Raw genomic sequence first — 18,286 nt, 5'->3', positions numbered from 1 at the left:
CAAACCGGCTTCCAGCAAGGCTCTACAGGATAAGCGCAAGGAAGAGCGTAATGAATGCAAGAAAACCGTAGCCCAGTGCAAGAAAACACCTGCTGAGTACGAGTGTGCGGTTATGTTCTTCTCATTTGGACTCCCTCTCGCACGTTTCTTTTTATTCGGGATGGGAAAATGAATGAATAGAAAGAGGTGGGGAGATGAGAAATAGAGTTTTTAATCGAATGATTCTACTAATCCTCCTTCTCGGAGGCTGCGGTCTGCACAAGGTGTCCGGCCCGATGCCCGATGATGAATTTCTTGTTATTGCACATCGGGGAGCGTCTGCGTATTTGCCGGAAAACACATTGGAGGCTTTTTCCTTAGCGGAGAAGCTGGACGCGCCTTATATTGAGTTGGATATCCATCTAACGAAAGATGGGGAAATGGTCGTCATGCACGATGACGACGTGTCGGAAACGACGGAGGCGAACGGGGAGATTGCCGGTTTCACTTTGGCAGAATTGAAACAGTTATCGGCGGATGCGCGGCATGACAAAATCGCGGTAAGCGGTCCGGAAGATGCGTTCGCGGTGCCGACATTGAAGGAAGTGTTCGACCAATTTGGCGATCAGATGAATTATGTCGTGGAGCTCAAAGATCCGGGACAGTACCCGGGAATCGAGGAGAAGCTCGTGGCTTTATTGAAACAGTACGAACTGATCGGGTTTGATGAGTCGGGACATCCGAAGGCGGTTGTCCATTCGTTCAGCGAAAAGGGGCTGAAGCGGGTGCATGAACTGGAACCCGCAATCCCGTTGTTGCAGTTGATTTCCTTTGACGAGGACGAAGAGGCGAAGCTGTCCGACAAAGAGGTGAAGGACTTGCGCAAGTACGCAGCGGGCGTCGGAATCAGCTATGAAGCGTTGTCCCCTTCGTTTGTCAATGAAATGCACAGGCAGGACCTCGCTGTGTATGCCTATACCGTCAATGATGAGGAAGCCGCGTTGAAGATGAAGTCGATGGGAGTCAATGGCATCCATACCGATCATCCGGATTTATTAAAGAATAGTGGAAAATGAAAAAACAGCTACAGGCGGATGTCCTGTAGCTGTTTATTAATCTTATAGGATATTGCAAGCGTCGCATTTGTTGCCGTAGCACTCGTGCTGCTCTTCGATTTCTTCTCCGCATGATACGCAGATTTTCGTTGGCAGGTTTTTAAAGAATTCGATGATATTTGTGATCATAACAAGTCGCTCCCTTTTCATTTCAAATTTCCGTGTATGGGTACAGTCGTTTCACTGGCATAGTTGTAAGTTAGAGAATGTTGCAAGAATCGCATTGATTTCCGTAGCACTCATGTTGTTCCTCGATTTCCTCACCACAAGATGTGCAGACTTTTGCGGGTAGGTTCTTGAAAAATTCGATGACGTTTTCAAGCATAGCTCTCATCTCCTCTCGTGGTTTGTTGTATAACTATCGTTGTTATTAGTAGTGTATTATAACAGCGAGTAGAATGTCAACGGTTTTTTTAATTATTTCTGAAAAGTTTTGAAAGAGGTGCTTTTCAGGCCGGAATGGTAAAATGGAAGCATCACCGATAGAAGGAGCGATGATCTTGTATTTCGTTGATAATAAAGGAATTACCGATCCGCGCATCAACCTGGCGATCGAAGAATATGTGTTGAAAACGATGGACGTCGAGAAGGATGCGTTCCTGCTGTTCTATATTAATGAACCGTCGATCATCATCGGGAGAAACCAGAACACTGTGGAAGAGATCGACACAGAATATGTAGATGCGAACGGAATCCATGTCGTGCGCCGTCTGTCCGGCGGGGGAGCAGTGTATCATGACCTTGGCAATTTGAATTTCAGTTTCATCACAAAAGATGACGGGGATTCATTCCGGAATTTCAAGAAGTTCACGGAGCCTGTCGTCAAAGCGTTGGCTGAGTTGGGCGTGGAGGCGAAGTTGGAAGGACGCAATGATATTTTAATTGACGGCCGGAAGATTTCAGGAAATGCCCAATTTGCAACGAACGGAAGAATGTTCAGCCACGGAACATTGTTGTTTGATACAGAAATGGATCGTGTTGTTAAAGCGCTACGGGTGCGAAAGGATAAAATCGAATCGAAGGGCATCAAGTCGATCCGCAGCCGGGTTGCGAACATTTCCGAATTCTTGCCGGAGCCAATGACGATTGAGCAGTTCCGGCTGGAAGTCCTGAAGTCGATTTTCGACGGAGAGAAAAACATCCAATATGCGGAATTGACCGAAGAGGATTGGGCGAACATCCGCGAACTTTCCGCGGAACGCTATGCGAATTGGGATTGGAACTATGGCAAGTCGCCGAAGTTCAATATGCAGCACTCCCATCGATTCCCGGTCGGCAGCCTGGATATCCGCCTGCAAGTGAATAAAGGTCTGATCGAAGATGCTCATATTTACGGAGACTTTTTCGGCGTCGGCGAAGTCGCGGTGATCGAGGATAGTCTGAAGGGCGTCCAATACGACCGCAAAGCGATTAGCGAAGCGCTGAATCATGTCGATATCCCGATGTATTTGGGTGGCATTACGAAGGAAGAGTTTTTGCAATTGATTTATTGATAGGATTTGGAAGCGCCCGACGATTGTCGGGCGTTTTGAATTGGGCGAGATGGCGGTTGCGGGTGGCTCGCTCGTTGTACGGTGCTCATAAGTCCTGTTCCTCCGCTCATACCTCGTATTTTCATGCTCATAAGTCCTGTTCCCGCGCTCATCACCCGTAATTCCGTGCTCATAAGTCTTGTTCCTGCGCCCATACCTCATGGCCCCGCGCTCAAAATTCGTGTCTCTCCGCCCATACCCATGTTCTTCCGCCCCTGTCCCACTCCAATTCCCACCCACCCCCATCTCCCAATACAACCCGCCCCGCGATATACGTTATACTAGAGGGAGAGTGAAAGGGGATTTGGAAGATGGAGAATCAGCGGATTTTCATTGTGGAAGATGATCGAAAAATTGCGCAGTTGTTGGCGGATACGTTGCGGAAATATCAATATGACGTTGCGGTGATCGAGGATTTCGACCGGGTGACGGAGGAGTGCTTGGCATTTGATCCGCATTTGATTTTGTTGGATATCAATTTGCCGTCGTACGACGGGTATTATTGGTGCCGTCAGTTGCGCCAGCATACGACGTGTCCGATCCTGTTCATTTCCGCGCGGTCGGGAGATATGGATCAGGTATTTGCATTGGAGAATGGCGGCGATGACTTCATTACGAAACCTTTCCATTACGAAATCGTCCTTGCCAAGATAAGAAGCCATTTGCGCCGTTCGTTCGGGGAATACGCGCCGAATCAAAGCGAACGGACTGTGAAACTGGGCTTGTTGACTTTATATATCGAGCGGATGGAATTGCATCTCCGCGACCAAGTCGTGCCGCTTCAAAAGAAGGAGTGCATCGTGCTGAACTTGCTGTTGGAGGCGTCGCCGAAAGTGGTGTCCCGCGAAACGTTGCTGGAGGAACTTTGGGACGACCAGACCTTTGTCGATGAAAACACATTGAATGTCAATATGACGCGGGTGCGGAAAAAACTGGCCGATTACGGCATCCGCTCCTCGATCGAAACGGTGCGGGGCGCGGGCTATCGGTTCCTGCTCGCGCCGGAGGAAGCATGAAAAAGATCACTCTTTTCTTGCGGGACCATGTATCATTCCTCATTTTTCAAATGGTCCTCGTCCTGTTCATCTTGCTGCTGTATTGGCTTGACGGATTTCGGAACTATAACACAGCCATTTACTCCATCAGCATCAGCATCTTGCTGACGGCGAGCTATTTGGCCGGCAAGCTGATCATGCGGCGGTCGTTCTATGCGGCGATTACGCGTAAGCCGGTGAAGATGGAGGATGCGCTGATCCGGCATGTCCAGACGCCGGAACATCGGCAGACAACGGAATTCACCCGTCAATTGTACAAGCTGTATCAGGCGGAGGTCCAGGCGCTGTACGCGTCGCAGCACCGACAGCTGCATTTTATGAACCAGTGGGTGCATCAGATGAAGACACCGATCTCCGTCATCGGCCTGTTGTTACAGGAAGAAGGCGAACTGGATCGGGCCAGCATCAACGAGGAAGTGGATAAAATTCGTCGGGGCCTGGAGTCGGTGCTCGTCAATGCACGCTTGGAGACGTTTGAAGAAGATATGCGGATCGAGCAGGTCCCTCTGTTGAACCTCGTTCAAGAACTCGTTACGGAACATAAACGGCTGTTCATTGCCAACGGGGTGTTTCCAGTCATTTTAATCGGTTCGGATTTTGTCGTGGCGACCGACGCGAAATGGATGAAAATTGTCATTGGGCAGTTCATCACGAATGCGGTCAAATATACGTTTGATAAAGGGAAACGAGTCTTCCTGACGGCAGAAAAAGTGGAAGCGGGCGTGAAACTTTCCATCCGGGATGAAGGGGTCGGGATTCCGGCATCCGATCTAAAACGGGTGACGAAAGCTTTTTTCACTGGAGAAAACGGCCGGTTAACCGGAGAATCAACAGGAATGGGCCTCTATATCGCGTCGGAAGTATGTGAGCGGTTGGGACATCTGTTGACGATGGAGTCGGAACTTGGAATTGGAACGACGGTGTCGATTGTGTTCGAAAACGGAGGAGGTGGAGCGGTTGATGGAGCGAAGACCAATCGTCGACTTGACGGAAGTGACGAAGATCTATGAAAGCAAAGTGATGCACCGGGCGTTGAACCGCTTGGACTTTGAAGTGGAAGAAGGGGAGTTCGTCGCCGTGATGGGTCCTTCGGGGAGCGGCAAGACGACGCTGCTGAACCTCATTTCGACAATCGACGTGCCAACATACGGCCGGGTAGTGATCGACGGCATCGAGCCAGAAACGTTAGGGTCGAATGAACTCGCCCTGTTCAGGCGACGCAATCTCGGGTTCGTTTTCCAGGATATCAACCTGCTCCATATGCTGACGGTGGAAGAGAACCTCGTGCTGCCGCTCACATTGGACGGCTTGTCGCTGCAAGAGATGGAAGGTCGGGTCGAGGAGTTAGCGAAACGCCTGGATCTGACAGCCATTCTGAATCGGCGCCCGGATGAATTATCGGGGGGACAGGCACAACGGACGGCGATTGGTCGGGCGTTGATCCATAAGCCGAAAATCATTTTGGCGGATGAACCGACAGGTAATCTGGATTCAAAATCGGCAAAGGATGTTCTCGAACTGTTGGGAGGCATCAACGAGTCTGAAAAAACGACGGTCATCATGGTGACACATGATCCCATTGCCGCAAGTTATTGCGACCGTGTATTGTTCATCAAAGACGGCGAATTTTTCAATGAAATCTATAAAGATGAGCGGAGACGGACGTTTTTCCAACGCATTTTAAATGTGCTGTCTCTTCTCGGGGGGGATGTCCATGATCTTTCGTCAGTTCGCTTACCGTAACGTCGTCCGGAACAGCCGGATCTACGCAGCATTTTTTATGGCGAGCGTCTTTTCGGTCATGGTCTTTTTCCTCTATTCGATGTTGCTGTTCCACCCGTCCATCGAAAACCGGTTTGTTCAGGAGATTGCCAAATCGGGGATGATCACCGCTCAAATCATCCTCTATATTTTCACGTTGTTTTTCTTGTTTTATTCGATGCGGGCCTTTTTGCAGGCGCGTACGAAGGAATTCGGCATTTTGCTCCATTTGGGAATGGCGAAAAAGCAATTGCACCGTCTCATTTTCATCGAAACGATGATCATCGGGACAGGATCTATCTTGGCGGGGACGTTCCTAGGCTATATGTTTTCCAAGTTCTTCTTCATGATTGTGAAAAACATTGTCATGCTGCCAGCGTTGCCTCTGTACCTTTCGTGGAAGCCGTTTGCATTGACGGTCGGGGTTTTCCTAAGTTTGTTCGTAATCATTTCGTGGGTTGCGCCGATTTTCATTCGGACCGGACAAGTGGCAGATCTTCTCCAACATGAAACAGGGGAAGCGGATGGTTACAGCCCCGCTCGGGCATACATCGGTATTTTGCTGCTGGTGTTGTCCTATACGATGGCTGCATTGACATCGCATTCGATCGTCATCGGGCTCCTTTTTTTATTGCCGCCGCTAGCAACGATCGGGACGTATTTGTTTTTCACCGATTCCTTGCCGATGGTGCTCCATAAAATCCGAAGACGGAAGCGTCTCTATTGGCATCATTTCTGGTTGCTCTCCATTTCGGAAGGCGTCGTACGGCTACGGGAAAATGCCCGGATGTTTTTTATTGTCTCTATCGTGTCGACCATCGCATTCATGTCGGTCGGGATTTTGGCCTCCCTCACTTCATTCGCCTCGCAGTACCGGGAAATGCACCCGCTCGGCTTGGTTTATAAGAGTGAAATCGGGAATGAACTCGAAGGTGAGCATATGAAGCGGCTCGTCAGGGAGTTGCACGAGGAGGAGATCGAGTATTCGCTCGTCAAATTCGATGTGCTGGAGCAGAAGTCTTCCTTCACCAATAACTCGGTTAGAATTCTAAAACAATCGGATATCGATTTGCTTGCCGGATCATTCGACTATGAAGCGATGGACTTGGAAAAAGGAGAGGCGCTCTTTTTGCCGCCGTCGATCTCTTCATACGAGCAGTTGGCAGATCGGCGGGTCCAGACGGTTTTGGAAGAGAGCGGGGTCCGGGTGGAAATCGCAGGAGCCTATCCGCATCATTTGTTTTCCGCATATTCGATGGGTATGAATGCCATCATTTTGAACGATGTGGATTATAATATCGTGGCGGATAGTGGGCCGGCAAAGGAATTGAAGGCGTTTACCTATTATGCGTTCAATGTGCCGGAATGGCAGGAGACGAAAAACGTCGGGCTGCTCATCGAGGCGAGGGCGACGGACTCTTTCCTATCCGGGACGAGCGACCAATTGTTGTATTCCTTTGAAAATCCGGGTTTGAATTACTCGGTCATCCGGACGACCTTCTCGTTATTGCTGTTCATCGGGCTGCTGCTCGCAGCGGTATTTTTCCTGGCAGCTGGGAGTTTCATCTATTTCCGGCTCTATACATCGCTCGATCGCGACCGGAAACAGTTCGACGTCCTCCGCCGAATGGGCATCACCGACCGGGAAGTGAAGAAAGTCGTCAACCGGCAGCTCATCCCACAATTCTTCTTCCCGTGGGGCGTGGCATTCGCCCACAGCTCCTTCGCGTTCCTGTCCTTGCAAGTGATCTGGGACGCCCTTGCCGAAATCTCGATCGTCAAGGAACTCACCATCGTCCTCGCCGGCTTCGCCGTTATGCAAGTGCTCTATTTCTACCTGATCCGCTGGCGCTATTTGGTTCATATTAAAGCGGCGGGTTGAATGAAGAGCAGGTGGGCCTGCTCCGGATGCCGGGGCGGGGTAGGCGGGGGAGAATGGGGTGGGGTTGCTGATAACTGGGTCGGAGTGCTGATAACTTGAGTGGATTGCTGATAACTTGAGTGGATTGCTGATAACTTGGGCGGAGTGCTGATAACTTGAGCGGATTGCTGATAACTTGGGTGGAGTGCTGATAACTTGAGTGAAACACTGATACCTCCCGAGTAGCTCCGAAAATTCCCATGGGCTGATACCATTTCCGCACTCCACCCTTCCACTATATTAGTATAAAATTTCACCCTACCAAACCCGTAATCATTCATTCCCCTAAAGCACTTAAAAAGAGAAGGTTGTATTTTCTGAACTTTTCTTATATAATGTTTTTGATGTATAAATGAATGACTGTTCATTCAATGATAAAGGGGATGAGGAGATGAATTTAGTTTCACGGGTACAGGAGACGGCGATGACACAACCTGGGAAGACGGCGTACCATTTCATGGGGAAGGATACATCGTATGCCGAGTTTGATCAATCTGTCTCCATGTTTGCTTCGGCGCTGCAGGATTTGGGTGTCGGGAGAGGGGACCATGTTGCATTTCTTCTTGGGAATACGCCGCATTTTTTGATTTCGCTTTATGCGACGATGCGAATCGGAGCTACGGCCATTCCGGTGAATCCGATTTATACACCGGATGAAATTTCCTACATTTTACATAACAGTGACGCCAAGGCAGTCATCGCGCTCGATCTGTTATTGCCGCTCGTTGAACAAGCGGCGGACACTTTTCCAGCGATTGCCCACTACATCATTTGTGAAACCGAACCGGACACTCCAGCAAAATTGGCTGTTTTGCCAGATGCAGCGAAGGGAAAAGTTCATGCTTTTTCAAGTTTGATTGCCAAAGGCCGGCCCGATGTCGCCCCAGTTGCCGTTGAGGAAGATGAAACCGCTGTCATCTTGTATACGTCCGGCACGACCGGGCGTCCGAAAGGCGCGATGCTGACGCATAAGAATTTATATTCCAATGCGCGGGATGTCGGTGATTATCTCGGATTCTCTGAAGATGACCGGATCATCGCGACGCTTCCGGTGTTCCACGTGTTCGCGCTGACAGTTGTCGTCAATGCACCGCTTTTGATGGGGGCCACCATTCTCCTCGTTCCGAAATTTTCGCCGGCCGATGTGTTCGCCATCGCGATGCAACAGCAGGCGACCGTCTTCGCCGGGGTACCGACGATGTACAATTTCCTGTATCAATATCCACAAGGCGATCCGGCTGATTTCGGGAGCATCCGTCTGGCAATCTCGGGGGGCTCTTCATTGCCGGTCGCGCTCCTGCATAATTTCGAGGAGAAATTCGACGTCCGGATTTCAGAAGGGTATGGTCTGTCCGAGGCATCGCCGGTTACCTGCTTCAATCCGCTCGACCGCGATCGCGTGCCCGGTTCCATCGGCACATCGATCATCAATGTTGAAAATAAAGTCGTGGACGAATTGGGGAGTGAAGTAGCAGATGGTGTCGTCGGTGAATTGATCGTCCGCGGACCGAATGTCATGAAAGGGTATTATAAAATGCCGGAAGATACGGAAGCGACAATTCGCAACGGCTGGCTTTATACGGGGGATTTGGCAAGGCGTGACGAGGACGGCTATTTCTATATCGTCGACCGGAAGAAGGATCTCGTCATCGTCGGAGGCTACAATGTCTACCCGCGCGAGGTCGAAGAAGTGCTCTTCGCCCATCCGGACATCGTGGAAGCGGCGGTCATCGGCGTGCCCGACCCGGATTTCGGCGAAGCGGTTCACGCGTTCGCAGTGCTGAAGGAAGGCAAAACCGTCGACGCCGAGCAGTTGAACGCCTACTGCGCGGACCGTTTAGCCAAATACAAAATTCCGAAACACTTCGAGTTCTTGGATGAACTGCCGAAGAACACGACCGGCAAGATTTTAAGACGTTCGTTGAAAGAGCATGTGGTGAAATAAAGTGAACCGCCCTGGCAGAAAGATATTCTTCTGCCGGGGCGGTTTTTTGTGCAGTCATGGGGCGAATCGAAGGTCCCAATTCAGGAATAAAATTGTGAACTTGACGGATATCCATCGAAAAGTGATGGGAATCCGCTGAAAAGTGACGGATTAATGGGCGGAAGTGACAGTTACCTGCCGAGATTTGGCGGATAAAATTGTGCCAAACCGCTCCCCACAAAAAAACTTGCCCGAAATTAAAACTTTTTCCAAACAGTTTCCGAATATACTTAAGGACGATCATGATGAGCGAGTTGGTGACGTATGGACAGGGAGAAGCGGTGGATTCAGCAGATCCAGAAGAAAGGCAGCGAGTCGGCGGCGAATGCGTTGGTGACGAAATATTATAACGAAATGTTTGCGTTCTGTTACAAACAGACGATAGATGCCGATCTGGCGATGGATTTGACGCAGGAGATTTTCATCAGCGCCCTGCAGTCCATCCGGAATTACGACAAGGCAAAGGCGTCATTCCGGACGTGGCTGTACAAGCTGGCGTCCCATCGGCTCGTCGACTATTACCGATCCAAGAGTTACCGATACGCCCAACTGGAGCAATCCATTGACGAATTCGAGTTCGAAGATGACTATGACCTCGCCAGTTCGCTCGAGCTCAAGGAGGACTACGAAAAGATCGGGGCGCTCATCAATGAATTGGACGCCCGGTCCCAGCAGATCATCCGGCTTAAATTATTCGGAGATTATACATTGCAAGAAATTGCAACCATCGAAACGATTCCGTTGTCGACAGTGAAAACGAGATATTATGCAGCGCTGAAATTGATTCGCAAAGAAATGAAGGAGGATGCGCATGAATAAAGAAAAATTCAAAGTTCCGATGCCGGATGACCAGATGATCCATTTGCAAGTGGAACAGATCGTCACGAAAGGCCTGCAGCGCAAACCAAGCTTTCCAATCTATCTCAAAACGATGGGCCGGCAAATCGGCATGCGCCATCTGTTCGCTGATCGAGTCGAACTCGGGCTCCTTTTGCTGGCAGCGATTGCCCTGTTCAGCGTCCTGCTCATACCGGCTCGGACGCCGAGCGAAGGCATGTATGCTTCCATCTTTCTGTTGTCGCCAATCGTGTTTCTTGCTTTCTCCCTTTACACCTATCTGAATAAAATCGAGCGGGACACGTATGAAGTCGAGATGTCCTGCAAATTCAATGTCTACCAGGTCATCGCTTTCCGGATGCTCCTATTCAGTGTCGTCTCGATTCTTGTCAACACGCTCCTCATTGCATTGATTGCGTGCGTCCACAAGGACATTAGTTTCTCTCGGGCATTGATGATCTCCCTGACCGCGCTGTTCCTGTTCGCCATCCTCTTCCTCTACGCCTTGATGAGGCGCCGTTCGCTAGTAATGGTGACGATGACGGTTGCAGGTTGGATGGCGGGGAACGGGCTGCTGCATTACGGGGCTCGCGAATCGTACGGAGCACTGCTCATGCAATTGCCTCTGCTCATCTATACCCTCGTCCTAGTCAGCAGTGCCATCCTTTATTGGAAAACCTTGAAACGATTACTTTATTTCCGTCAGATGAAAGGGGCTTTTTAACATGCTCGTTGTGAAAGATGTGACAAAACAGTACGGCGACTTCACAGCCTTGCAGGACATCCACTTGGAATTTTCCAATGGCTTGTACGGTTTGCTCGCTCCGAACGGGGCCGGGAAGACGACGCTCATCAAAATGTTGGCGACGTTGATGTTCCCGACGAAAGGCGAGATTTTATTCAACGGGAACAACATTATCGATATGGATGACGAGTACCGTGATTTGCTCGGCTATTTGCCGCAGCAATTCGGCTACTATAAAAACTATTCACCGAAACAATATCTTCTCTATTTGGCCGCATTGAAAGGGATCGGCAACAAAGAGGCGTTGCTGAAAATCACGGATTTGCTCGAGAAGGTTGCGTTAGGCGACGTCGCCAATAAGAAAATGAAGAAATTCTCCGGGGGGATGATTCAGCGGGTCGGGATTGCGCAGGCGCTGTTGAACGATCCGAAAATCCTCATCATGGACGAGCCGACTGCCGGATTGGATCCGAAGGAACGGGCGCGTTTCCGTCATTTGCTCACCGATCTGGCACGCGAGAGGCTCGTTATCATTTCCACACATATCGTGTCCGATATAGAATTGATTGCAAATGAAATCATCTTGATCAAAAACCAGCGCCTCCTGTATAAGGATTCGGTGGAAGCGATCTGCGGAACGCTGGCGGGCGCCGTGTTCGAAACGACGATGGACTATGCCCAGCTGGAATCGTTTCGGAAACAGCATACGCTATTATCCGAAAAGCAGGAGTATGGGAATATGATTGTCCGGTTCGTACATAAAGGAACGCCCGAGGCCGATTGGGCGCCAGTCCCGCCGCAATTGGAGGACGTCTTCCTCTACGATTATCGAGACAACATCGGAGAAGCGTGATGCGAATTTTTCTAAATGAATGTAGGAAAGCCGCCACGTCCCCGATCCTGATTGCGCTGCTCGTCCTGTTCTGTGCCTATAATATCTTCCTCATCGTCAGTTCATCCAACCATAAAGAGGAATTGAACATCGTCAACGACATCGTCGATACTTACGGCCTCCAAATCACGGACGCGTCGTTGCAGCAATTTGAAAAAAATGTACAAACCGACCTCACCGAACTGGAGAAGATGACCGGGCAGAAATTCGGCACGGTCCATGACTTCCTCTCCGGCTTACGCTTTGAAGATCGCGATCGATACAGCGAAGCGGACTGGCAGTTCATCGACCGTCTGCAAATCAAAGAAATGTACCTAGGCATGGCGGAATCCATCGACGAAAGTTACGCGACCATCGACATCGAAGCGCTGGGGGAAGGGGAAGTGAAGAAATATGCCCTGAGCGGCACGGCAGCCAATATTTTACGGAAGGAATACAAAAAGTTCGCCGAGCGATTTGAAGAAATGGTTGGAAATGAAGAACATAAACAGTGGTTCTTTGCTGGGAAAGTGTATTTCATGCACAGTTTCCTTTTCAAAACGGTCTTCTTGCACATCATTATCGAGTCGCTGCTTCTCGTCATTTTGGCAACCGCGCTCATTATGAACTACGAATTTGAAAGCCGGACACATCTCGTCAGCTATGCAACACGACGGGGCCGGAAGCTGGTGAAGGATAAGCTTGCCGCATCGTTGATGATCGCCGCGATACTTACCGCCATCGTGCTGGTCGTCACACTGGTCACGTATTTCATCATTTTCGATTATTCGCATGTGTGGAAGACGTCCATCAGCAGCGCGTTTAATTGGGAGTATAACTTTCCGAATATCGCTTGGTGGGATTTGTCCGTGCGCCAATACTTGGTCGGCGTGATCGGGCTAGTCATGATTGGCATGCTGCTATTTTCAGGTTTGACATCCGCCCTATCCATCGTATTGAAAAACAGCTATGTCGCCTTCTCGCTGATGGCCCTCTTTTTCGTCATCGCGTGGCTCATGCCGGGCTTCATGTCAACTTCATCCAGGCTGCTTTTCATTTCCAGCTATAATCTGTCGACGTTATTGATCGGCATTTCCGGGTCGTTCATGGGAAGCAGCGGACTGACGATGTTCAAGAACTTTGAATGGATGACAGTCGCTAGCTGGACGATCTTTGCGGTGGCGTTTTGTTACATTTCAATACAGCGGTTTCGGAAAGAGGATATTTAGGAAAGGGGGCTTCTGAAAATGAGGATTTTATGGAATGAAATGAAGAAAATTTTGACGTGGAAAGCGATGTTGCTGCTGTTTCTTGTTAATAGTGTGCTCTATTTCCTGTTGATTGAGTTTCATATTGAACACTTCCCAAATGGAAGACCGGCGCTGGATTCGTATAGGCTCGGGGTCGAGATGATCGAGAAATATGGCACGGATATGGATGCGGAGGAAATAATCGACTTTAAAAACGAATACGATGCTCGCGTGGAGGAAGCGGACCAGTACTTGCAGGCGAGGCAGGAGTTTGTCGAAGCGGGGCTTGATACATACGACAAACTGATCAACCATGATTGGGACAATCAGGAGCAGAGCGATTTACAGAACCGAATTTTTCACGAGGAACAGGTCGACCTTTTCTGGGAGTTGCAGGATAGAAGAAGACTGGTTGAGTTCCATGAATCAAAGGACGTGATTCCAGATAATCTTTCATCTGAGCAGATACAGCGTATGGAGAAATTATTTGCTGCCGGGAAATTTCAAGTGTACACCGAAATTGTAATGGAAAACTTCCGGACTTTTATTGGGAACGTGGCGATCGCCATCCTGTTCAGCGTCGTCCTCGTCATTTCACCGGTAATCTTGAAAGATCGGATGAGACAGATTGTGCCGTTGCAGTACACTACGAAGAAAGGCCGAAACTTGTACAGGACGAAAATCGTGGCCGGCTTACTCTCCGCCTTCCTGGTCATCACAGGATTGCTGGCGGTCTATTTTGGTATTTATTCATTGAACAATACATCTCCGTTTTTTGACGTGCGGGTGAACACATTTATCGGCCCCGAATCTTGGTATGATCCGACGTTCTTCCAGTATATCGTTTTATGTGCAGCCGCCATTTACGCCATCGGATTAATCAGCGCGTTACTGGCCATGGCGAGCTCAACGGTCGTCCCGAATTTCGTGTCGTTGATCGGAGTGCAAATCCCGATCATCGCAGGAATGCTCATCGTCGGTTTGAAACCAATGCTCCATTTCATCATCGCAATCTTGTATCCGCAATGGTTAGTTCCGCTCGCTTATGTGGCGCTTGTGGTGGTGAGCGTAGTGGTGGTGTGGCGTTTGTGGAGGGGAGAAGGGAAGCGGGATATTGTATTGTGAAATCAGACGAGTGGAAGATATAGGAACGTAAGATTAACTAAAAGATAAATAGGGGAACGCCAGCCCGGGCGAGGTTGGCGTTTTTTTGACAGGGGCGGTAGACGATTTTGATGAGGGCAGTCGTGCCATGAAGGTTTAGTTGATTATCCTTAGTCCATAAAGTTTTATCAGAAAAGACCACTTTCTAAAATGTATTATATAGAATAATGTGTTAGTATAATAAGAACAAGGAAAAGGTTTCTTGGTTCTTGGTCCCTAGTTCAGGGTATAAATTTAAAAGAAGGAGGCATATACTATGGTGTACTTAAAAGATATCTCGGAGGAGAGAACACAGATGAGAGTGCCCAAAAAAATTGCAGTCTCCCGAAAAAGACAAATTACCATACCAATAGATTTCTATGAACAGTTAGAAATTGGTGATGAAGTGATTTGTGAGGTTGTTGACAACAGTTTGGTAATTAGGCCGATCAGCGAGCCTCAAGATTTTAGTGAATACATCTTGCGTGACTTAATTAATGAAGGGTATGAGTCGGGTGAAGAATTATTAAAAGAGTTTTCTTATAGAAAATCTCAAATCAAACCTGCCCTTGAACAAATGATTGCCGAAAGCCGCGATGGTAAAGTTTATTCCAGTCCCGAAGAATTCTTTAGCGAACTAGATGAGGATGAAGATGAATAGGCAGGTACCCTTGAAACTTGAAATATTACCAAGGGCTAAAAGATTTTTTAAATCAATCAGACGAGACAAAGAATTATCACAAAAGTTTCAAAAACAAATCAAGAATTTACAATTAAATCCATCCTTGGGGACTCTCAAGTCAGGTGATTTAGGTGGAGTGTTTTCAATGGATATTCGACATAACAAGGTTGAATACGAATTAGCTTACTGTGTAGAGCAGTTGGAAGATGGAAAAATACTTCTTATTATTTTGGCGGGAACAAGAGAAAATTTCTATAATGAACTAAAGACATATATGAAAACAACCACAAGATTAAAACGGCATTAAAACAGAGTCCCTGGATAAAATTAGGGACTCTATTTTAATTACAACAAAGGAAACTCTCCCCGCCAAGTCGAAGTCACATAACAGACGAAATGGGGGAATTCATATGAAAAAACGAAAAGTGGCAGCGAAGGATTTGTTCGTGTTGCAGTCGGTTACGAATCCGCGATTATCGCCGGATGGCAAGGCGGCTGTCTTCGTCAAGACGCATATCGATGAGGAACAGAATAAATATGTAGCGAATTTATTCCACATCGATTTAGATACGAACGAAGTGACACAGTGGACACACGGGGGCCAGCGAGTGTCTGCGCCGGCGTGGTCGGCGGATGGGAAGCACATTGCGTTTTTGTCCGATCGCGAGGAGAAGAATCAGTTATACGTCCTTTCCGCAACGGGCGGCGAGGCGCGGAAGTTGACGGCATTTATCAATGGCATTACTTCGTTTCGCTGGTCGCCGTGCGGCAATCAAATCTGGTTCGCGGCCGATGTGCAAAAAGGCAAGTCGTTCACCGATGAGCCTGAAAAACAGGAAGACACAGAAAAGCCGGAACCGGCCCGTGTGACGAAAATGAAATATAAAGCGGATGGCATAGGTTTATTAAAACAGGATGTGTTTCGTCAAATTGGGGTGCTCGATGTGGAGACGGGAACCGCAACACCGTTCACAGAAGGCCATCACCAACATACATTGCATGCGGTTTCGCATGACGGGAAGCGTCTGGTGATCGGTGTCAATCGGCGGGAGAATCAGGATTTTGATTTCCGGCAGCCGTTGGTTATGGTCAATGTGCAGACGAAAGAGGAAACGGTGGTCATCGACGAGGAAGGGGCGTATGGCGACGCACGCTTTTCCTTTGATGACCGGTATATCGCATTTTCGGGAGCGGGTAGTGCGTACAAGAATGCGACCCATGATTGTGTACTCGTCTACGACACGGCAGATGGGACACTTCTGAATTTGACGGAAGGCTTGGACGCACCGGTCGTGGATGCGGTCGTGGCGGATCTGCAGCAGGGGGCAGCTGCGCCGGGTGTCGTTTGGACGAAGGACAACCATTTGTACTACCAATTATCGACGAGGGGCGATGTGCAATTGTACTTTGCTTCGCTCGACGGCGCGCTGTTTCCGGCGACACCGCAAGATGAGCATGTGTACGATTATGACGTTTCGATGGCTGGGGAATTTGCCCTTCTTTGCGTCAGCGATCCGGCGAATCCAGGTGAGTTGGTCAAGCATGTGATTACAACAGGCGAGCGGGAGACGCTTACTTCATTCAATCGGAAGTATGTAGAGGAAACGATACTTGTGGCACCAGAGCAAATTGCCTTCGTGGGACCGGATGGATGGGATGTGCACGGATGGCTCATGAAACCGGCTGACTTTGTGGAAGGCCAGCGCTATCCGCTCGTCGTGGAAATCCACGGCGGCCCGCATACGATGTACGGCCATTCATTTTTCCACGAACTGCAATTTCTGGCGGCGCAAGGCTACGGCGTGTTGTACGTCAATCCGCGGGGCAGTCACGGGTACAGTCAGGCGTTCGTCGACGCAGTGCGGGGCGATTACGGCGGCGGAGATTATGAGGATATCATGGCGGGGCTCTATTTTGTGATGAATGAAAATGAATGGATCGACCCCGACCGGCTCGGGGTAACCGGCGGTAGTTACGGTGGCTTCATGACGAACTGGATCGTCAGCCGGACGAATCAATTCAAAGCCGCGGTGACGCAACGATCGATTTCCAACTGGATCAGCTTCTTCGGCGTGTCCGACATCGGCTATTATTTCAGCGATTGGCAAATTGGTGCTGATATGAAGGACACCGGGAAGCTGTGGGACCGCTCGCCGTTGAAATATGCGGAACGGGTGGAAACACCGTTGCTGATCCTCCATTCGGAAAACGATTTCCGTTGCCCGATCGAACAGGCGGAACAGCTTTTTATCACACTGAAAAGTCTCGGAAAGGAAACCGAATTCGTCCGCTTCCCGGACGCGGATCACAACCTGTCGAGGACCGGGATTCCTAGCCTGCGGATCGCTAGGTTGGAAGAGATTGTTGGGTGGTTTGAAAGGTATTTGTGAGGAGGTAGGGGATTGTCATGGGAAATTGAGAAACTCTCATGGCAAATCCCTGAACTGTCATGGGAATCGTGGAAACTGTCATGGCTCGGTCAAACTGTCATGGGAAATCAGGCAACTGTCATGGCAAATTCTCGAACTGTCATGGGGCCAGTGGAAACTGTCATGGCGTGGCCAAACTGTCATGGGAAATCGGGCAACTCTCATGGCAAATCCCTGAACTGTGATGGGATTTGCGAAAACTGTCATGGCGCGGGCCAACTGTCATGGCAAATCCCCGAACTGTCATGGGGATCGCAAAGACTCTCATGGCCCGGGCATAAACGTCCAAATAAAAAAACTGGAGGTTATCAATCCAAATGAAATGGACTAAATTGAAAAAGTTAGCGGAAGATTGCCTCTGCGATTCATTGAAAGGTCGGGCTACGTACCAACTTGTCGTTCATCGCAAAAGCCATGATCAGACGAGGACGTTCCGAGTGACTCTCGATGGTCACGAAATCTTTCGGGCTTCGGACATCCCGTTTTCGATGGCAGCCAATACACGCGGGATCGAATTAACTGCGGAGCGGCAAATCGATCCGTTGGCATGGGTTGATAATGTGGGGCAACTTTGGCAGTCACCAGAATTGAAACGGCTGCATGCCGCCTATGATGACGCGGAACTCGAGGTGAAGGAGCAGGGGCTGTTCCCTGCATGGGAAATGGTCCCACTTTTATACGAATTCCTTCAACTGCCAATCGAACAGGCGCTGGCACATGAACACCCATTCATACGCGCCATTAGCTTATTGGATCGGCGGGTCGGGAAACGGCGGCTGGCTGGGATAAAACCTGAATTAGAGGAAGCCTTAGTGCGACAATTTTATGAAATCCGGGAAACTGCCGGAAAGGAGACCGTCATTTCTTAATAGAGTGACGGTTTTTGGTTATAAAGTTGTGGAGGTTTTTCGGAAAGGTGTGAGCGTTTCCCTTGAGGGTATGCCAGTTGTCCATCAAGATGTGTGAGTTTCATTCGAGGGGG

19 protein-coding genes are annotated in these 18,286 nt (G+C 49.3%); 17 read left to right on the top strand and 2 right to left on the bottom strand.

Annotated features, from left to right (window positions below; translation table 11 throughout):
* Window positions 1-194 precede the first annotated feature (194 nt).
* Entirely contained in the window at window positions 195-1,055 is an 861-nt protein-coding gene (locus MKY41_RS09390; protein WP_340744754.1) for a glycerophosphodiester phosphodiesterase, read from the top strand.
* A gap of 42 nt (window positions 1,056-1,097) precedes the next feature.
* Here the strand turns inward: MKY41_RS09390 and yhfH (MKY41_RS09385) are convergent, their stop codons facing one another.
* Together yhfH (MKY41_RS09385) and yhfH (MKY41_RS09380) are read right to left on the bottom strand one after the other, a co-directional pair.
* On the bottom strand, window positions 1,098-1,223 hold the full coding sequence (gene yhfH / locus MKY41_RS09385) for a protein YhfH (protein WP_084212418.1): 126 nt from the start codon (window positions 1,221-1,223) through the stop codon (window positions 1,098-1,100).
* Between the two features lie 70 nt (window positions 1,224-1,293).
* Window positions 1,294-1,419, bottom strand: coding sequence for a protein YhfH (yhfH, locus tag MKY41_RS09380; protein ID WP_070098198.1), 126 nt, complete (start codon window positions 1,417-1,419; stop codon window positions 1,294-1,296).
* 175 nt (window positions 1,420-1,594) lie between these two features.
* Between yhfH (MKY41_RS09380) and MKY41_RS09375 the strand changes: the two genes are divergently transcribed.
* The 16 genes from MKY41_RS09375 to MKY41_RS09300 all read left to right on the top strand — a co-directional run bounded on the left by MKY41_RS09375 (window position 1,595) and on the right by MKY41_RS09300 (window position 18,173).
* A complete protein-coding gene (locus tag MKY41_RS09375; protein ID WP_340745673.1) occupies window positions 1,595-2,587 on the top strand; it encodes a lipoate--protein ligase in 993 nt (330 codons plus the stop codon).
* Between the two features lie 350 nt (window positions 2,588-2,937).
* Window positions 2,938-3,642 (top strand): response regulator transcription factor, encoded by a 705-nt coding sequence (locus MKY41_RS09370; protein ID WP_340744753.1) that lies wholly within the window; start codon window positions 2,938-2,940, stop codon window positions 3,640-3,642.
* The gene (locus MKY41_RS09365) at window positions 3,639-4,691 is read left to right on the top strand and encodes a sensor histidine kinase (protein WP_340744752.1); all 1,053 of its coding nucleotides are present in this window, start codon (window positions 3,639-3,641) and stop codon (window positions 4,689-4,691) included. Before MKY41_RS09370 ends, MKY41_RS09365 begins: the two co-directional genes overlap by 4 nt.
* Window positions 4,642-5,424: an ABC transporter ATP-binding protein gene (locus tag MKY41_RS09360; RefSeq protein ID WP_041073456.1), complete on the top strand. Its 783-nt coding sequence runs from the start codon at window positions 4,642-4,644 to the stop codon at window positions 5,422-5,424. The genes MKY41_RS09365 and MKY41_RS09360 overlap by 50 nt, the downstream gene beginning before the upstream one ends.
* Complete coding sequence (locus MKY41_RS09355) at window positions 5,396-7,324, top strand: ABC transporter permease (RefSeq protein WP_340744751.1); 1,929 nt, start codon at window positions 5,396-5,398, stop codon at window positions 7,322-7,324. Before MKY41_RS09360 ends, MKY41_RS09355 begins: the two co-directional genes overlap by 29 nt.
* A gap of 430 nt (window positions 7,325-7,754) precedes the next feature.
* The gene (locus MKY41_RS09350) at window positions 7,755-9,308 is read left to right on the top strand and encodes a fatty acid--CoA ligase family protein (RefSeq protein WP_340744750.1); all 1,554 of its coding nucleotides are present in this window, start codon (window positions 7,755-7,757) and stop codon (window positions 9,306-9,308) included.
* A gap of 303 nt (window positions 9,309-9,611) precedes the next feature.
* Window positions 9,612-10,166, top strand: coding sequence for an RNA polymerase sigma factor (locus tag MKY41_RS09345; RefSeq protein ID WP_041073465.1), 555 nt, complete (start codon window positions 9,612-9,614; stop codon window positions 10,164-10,166).
* Window positions 10,159-10,908 (top strand): hypothetical protein, encoded by a 750-nt coding sequence (locus tag MKY41_RS09340; protein WP_041073467.1) that lies wholly within the window; start codon window positions 10,159-10,161, stop codon window positions 10,906-10,908. The genes MKY41_RS09345 and MKY41_RS09340 overlap by 8 nt, the downstream gene beginning before the upstream one ends.
* A gap of 1 nt (window position 10,909) precedes the next feature.
* Complete coding sequence (locus MKY41_RS09335) at window positions 10,910-11,782, top strand: ABC transporter ATP-binding protein (RefSeq protein ID WP_340744749.1); 873 nt, start codon at window positions 10,910-10,912, stop codon at window positions 11,780-11,782.
* A complete protein-coding gene (locus MKY41_RS09330; protein WP_340744748.1) occupies window positions 11,782-13,029 on the top strand; it encodes a hypothetical protein in 1,248 nt (415 codons plus the stop codon). Before MKY41_RS09335 ends, MKY41_RS09330 begins: the two co-directional genes overlap by 1 nt.
* 18 nt (window positions 13,030-13,047) lie before the next feature.
* The gene (locus MKY41_RS09325; protein ID WP_041073473.1) at window positions 13,048-14,175 is read left to right on the top strand and encodes an ABC transporter permease; all 1,128 of its coding nucleotides are present in this window, start codon (window positions 13,048-13,050) and stop codon (window positions 14,173-14,175) included.
* Window positions 14,176-14,470: 295 nt separating this feature from the next.
* Window positions 14,471-14,854 (top strand): AbrB/MazE/SpoVT family DNA-binding domain-containing protein, encoded by a 384-nt coding sequence (locus MKY41_RS09320; protein ID WP_041073475.1) that lies wholly within the window; start codon window positions 14,471-14,473, stop codon window positions 14,852-14,854.
* Window positions 14,847-15,182, top strand: a complete 336-nt coding sequence (locus MKY41_RS09315; RefSeq protein WP_041073477.1) for a type II toxin-antitoxin system RelE/ParE family toxin — start codon at window positions 14,847-14,849, stop codon at window positions 15,180-15,182. Before MKY41_RS09320 ends, MKY41_RS09315 begins: the two co-directional genes overlap by 8 nt.
* A gap of 103 nt (window positions 15,183-15,285) precedes the next feature.
* Window positions 15,286-17,265 (top strand): S9 family peptidase, encoded by a 1,980-nt coding sequence (locus MKY41_RS09310; RefSeq protein WP_041073479.1) that lies wholly within the window; start codon window positions 15,286-15,288, stop codon window positions 17,263-17,265.
* A gap of 12 nt (window positions 17,266-17,277) precedes the next feature.
* Entirely contained in the window at window positions 17,278-17,625 is a 348-nt protein-coding gene (locus MKY41_RS09305) for a hypothetical protein (protein WP_041073481.1), read from the top strand.
* Window positions 17,622-18,173 carry an SF0329 family protein gene (locus tag MKY41_RS09300; protein WP_041073482.1) on the top strand — a complete coding sequence of 184 codons (552 nt, stop codon included), beginning with the start codon at window positions 17,622-17,624 and terminating at the stop codon, window positions 18,171-18,173. Before MKY41_RS09305 ends, MKY41_RS09300 begins: the two co-directional genes overlap by 4 nt.
* The last annotated feature ends 113 nt before the right edge of the window (window positions 18,174-18,286 follow it).

Origin of the sequence: Sporosarcina sp. FSL W7-1349 (genome assembly GCF_038003045.1) — a bacterium.
Taxonomy (GTDB): Bacteria; Bacillota; Bacilli; order Bacillales_A; family Planococcaceae; genus Sporosarcina.
The sequence above is the reverse complement of the archived record's forward strand: the minus strand, read 5'-3'. Positions and strand labels throughout refer to the sequence as shown.

What these genes read in the sequence shown, in the direction of transcription:
- MKY41_RS09390 (WP_340744754.1), top strand. Translation starts at nt 195, where the DNA reads ATGAGAAATAGAGTTTTTAATCGAATGATTCTACTAATCCTCCTTCTC.
- yhfH (WP_084212418.1), bottom strand. Translation starts at nt 1,223, where the DNA reads ATGATCACAAATATCATCGAATTCTTTAAAAACCTGCCAACGAAAATC.
- yhfH (WP_070098198.1), bottom strand. Translation starts at nt 1,419, where the DNA reads ATGCTTGAAAACGTCATCGAATTTTTCAAGAACCTACCCGCAAAAGTC.
- MKY41_RS09370 (WP_340744753.1), top strand. Translation starts at nt 2,938, where the DNA reads ATGGAGAATCAGCGGATTTTCATTGTGGAAGATGATCGAAAAATTGCG.
- MKY41_RS09365 (WP_340744752.1), top strand. Translation starts at nt 3,639, where the DNA reads ATGAAAAAGATCACTCTTTTCTTGCGGGACCATGTATCATTCCTCATT.
- MKY41_RS09360 (WP_041073456.1), top strand. Translation starts at nt 4,642, where the DNA reads ATGGAGCGAAGACCAATCGTCGACTTGACGGAAGTGACGAAGATCTAT.
- MKY41_RS09355 (WP_340744751.1), top strand. Translation starts at nt 5,396, where the DNA reads ATGATCTTTCGTCAGTTCGCTTACCGTAACGTCGTCCGGAACAGCCGG.
- MKY41_RS09350 (WP_340744750.1), top strand. Translation starts at nt 7,755, where the DNA reads ATGAATTTAGTTTCACGGGTACAGGAGACGGCGATGACACAACCTGGG.
- MKY41_RS09345 (WP_041073465.1), top strand. Translation starts at nt 9,612, where the DNA reads ATGGACAGGGAGAAGCGGTGGATTCAGCAGATCCAGAAGAAAGGCAGC.
- MKY41_RS09340 (WP_041073467.1), top strand. Translation starts at nt 10,159, where the DNA reads ATGAATAAAGAAAAATTCAAAGTTCCGATGCCGGATGACCAGATGATC.
- MKY41_RS09335 (WP_340744749.1), top strand. Translation starts at nt 10,910, where the DNA reads ATGCTCGTTGTGAAAGATGTGACAAAACAGTACGGCGACTTCACAGCC.
- MKY41_RS09330 (WP_340744748.1), top strand. Translation starts at nt 11,782, where the DNA reads ATGCGAATTTTTCTAAATGAATGTAGGAAAGCCGCCACGTCCCCGATC.
- MKY41_RS09325 (WP_041073473.1), top strand. Translation starts at nt 13,048, where the DNA reads ATGAGGATTTTATGGAATGAAATGAAGAAAATTTTGACGTGGAAAGCG.
- MKY41_RS09320 (WP_041073475.1), top strand. Translation starts at nt 14,471, where the DNA reads ATGGTGTACTTAAAAGATATCTCGGAGGAGAGAACACAGATGAGAGTG.
- MKY41_RS09315 (WP_041073477.1), top strand. Translation starts at nt 14,847, where the DNA reads ATGAATAGGCAGGTACCCTTGAAACTTGAAATATTACCAAGGGCTAAA.
- MKY41_RS09310 (WP_041073479.1), top strand. Translation starts at nt 15,286, where the DNA reads ATGAAAAAACGAAAAGTGGCAGCGAAGGATTTGTTCGTGTTGCAGTCG.
- MKY41_RS09300 (WP_041073482.1), top strand. Translation starts at nt 17,622, where the DNA reads ATGAAATGGACTAAATTGAAAAAGTTAGCGGAAGATTGCCTCTGCGAT.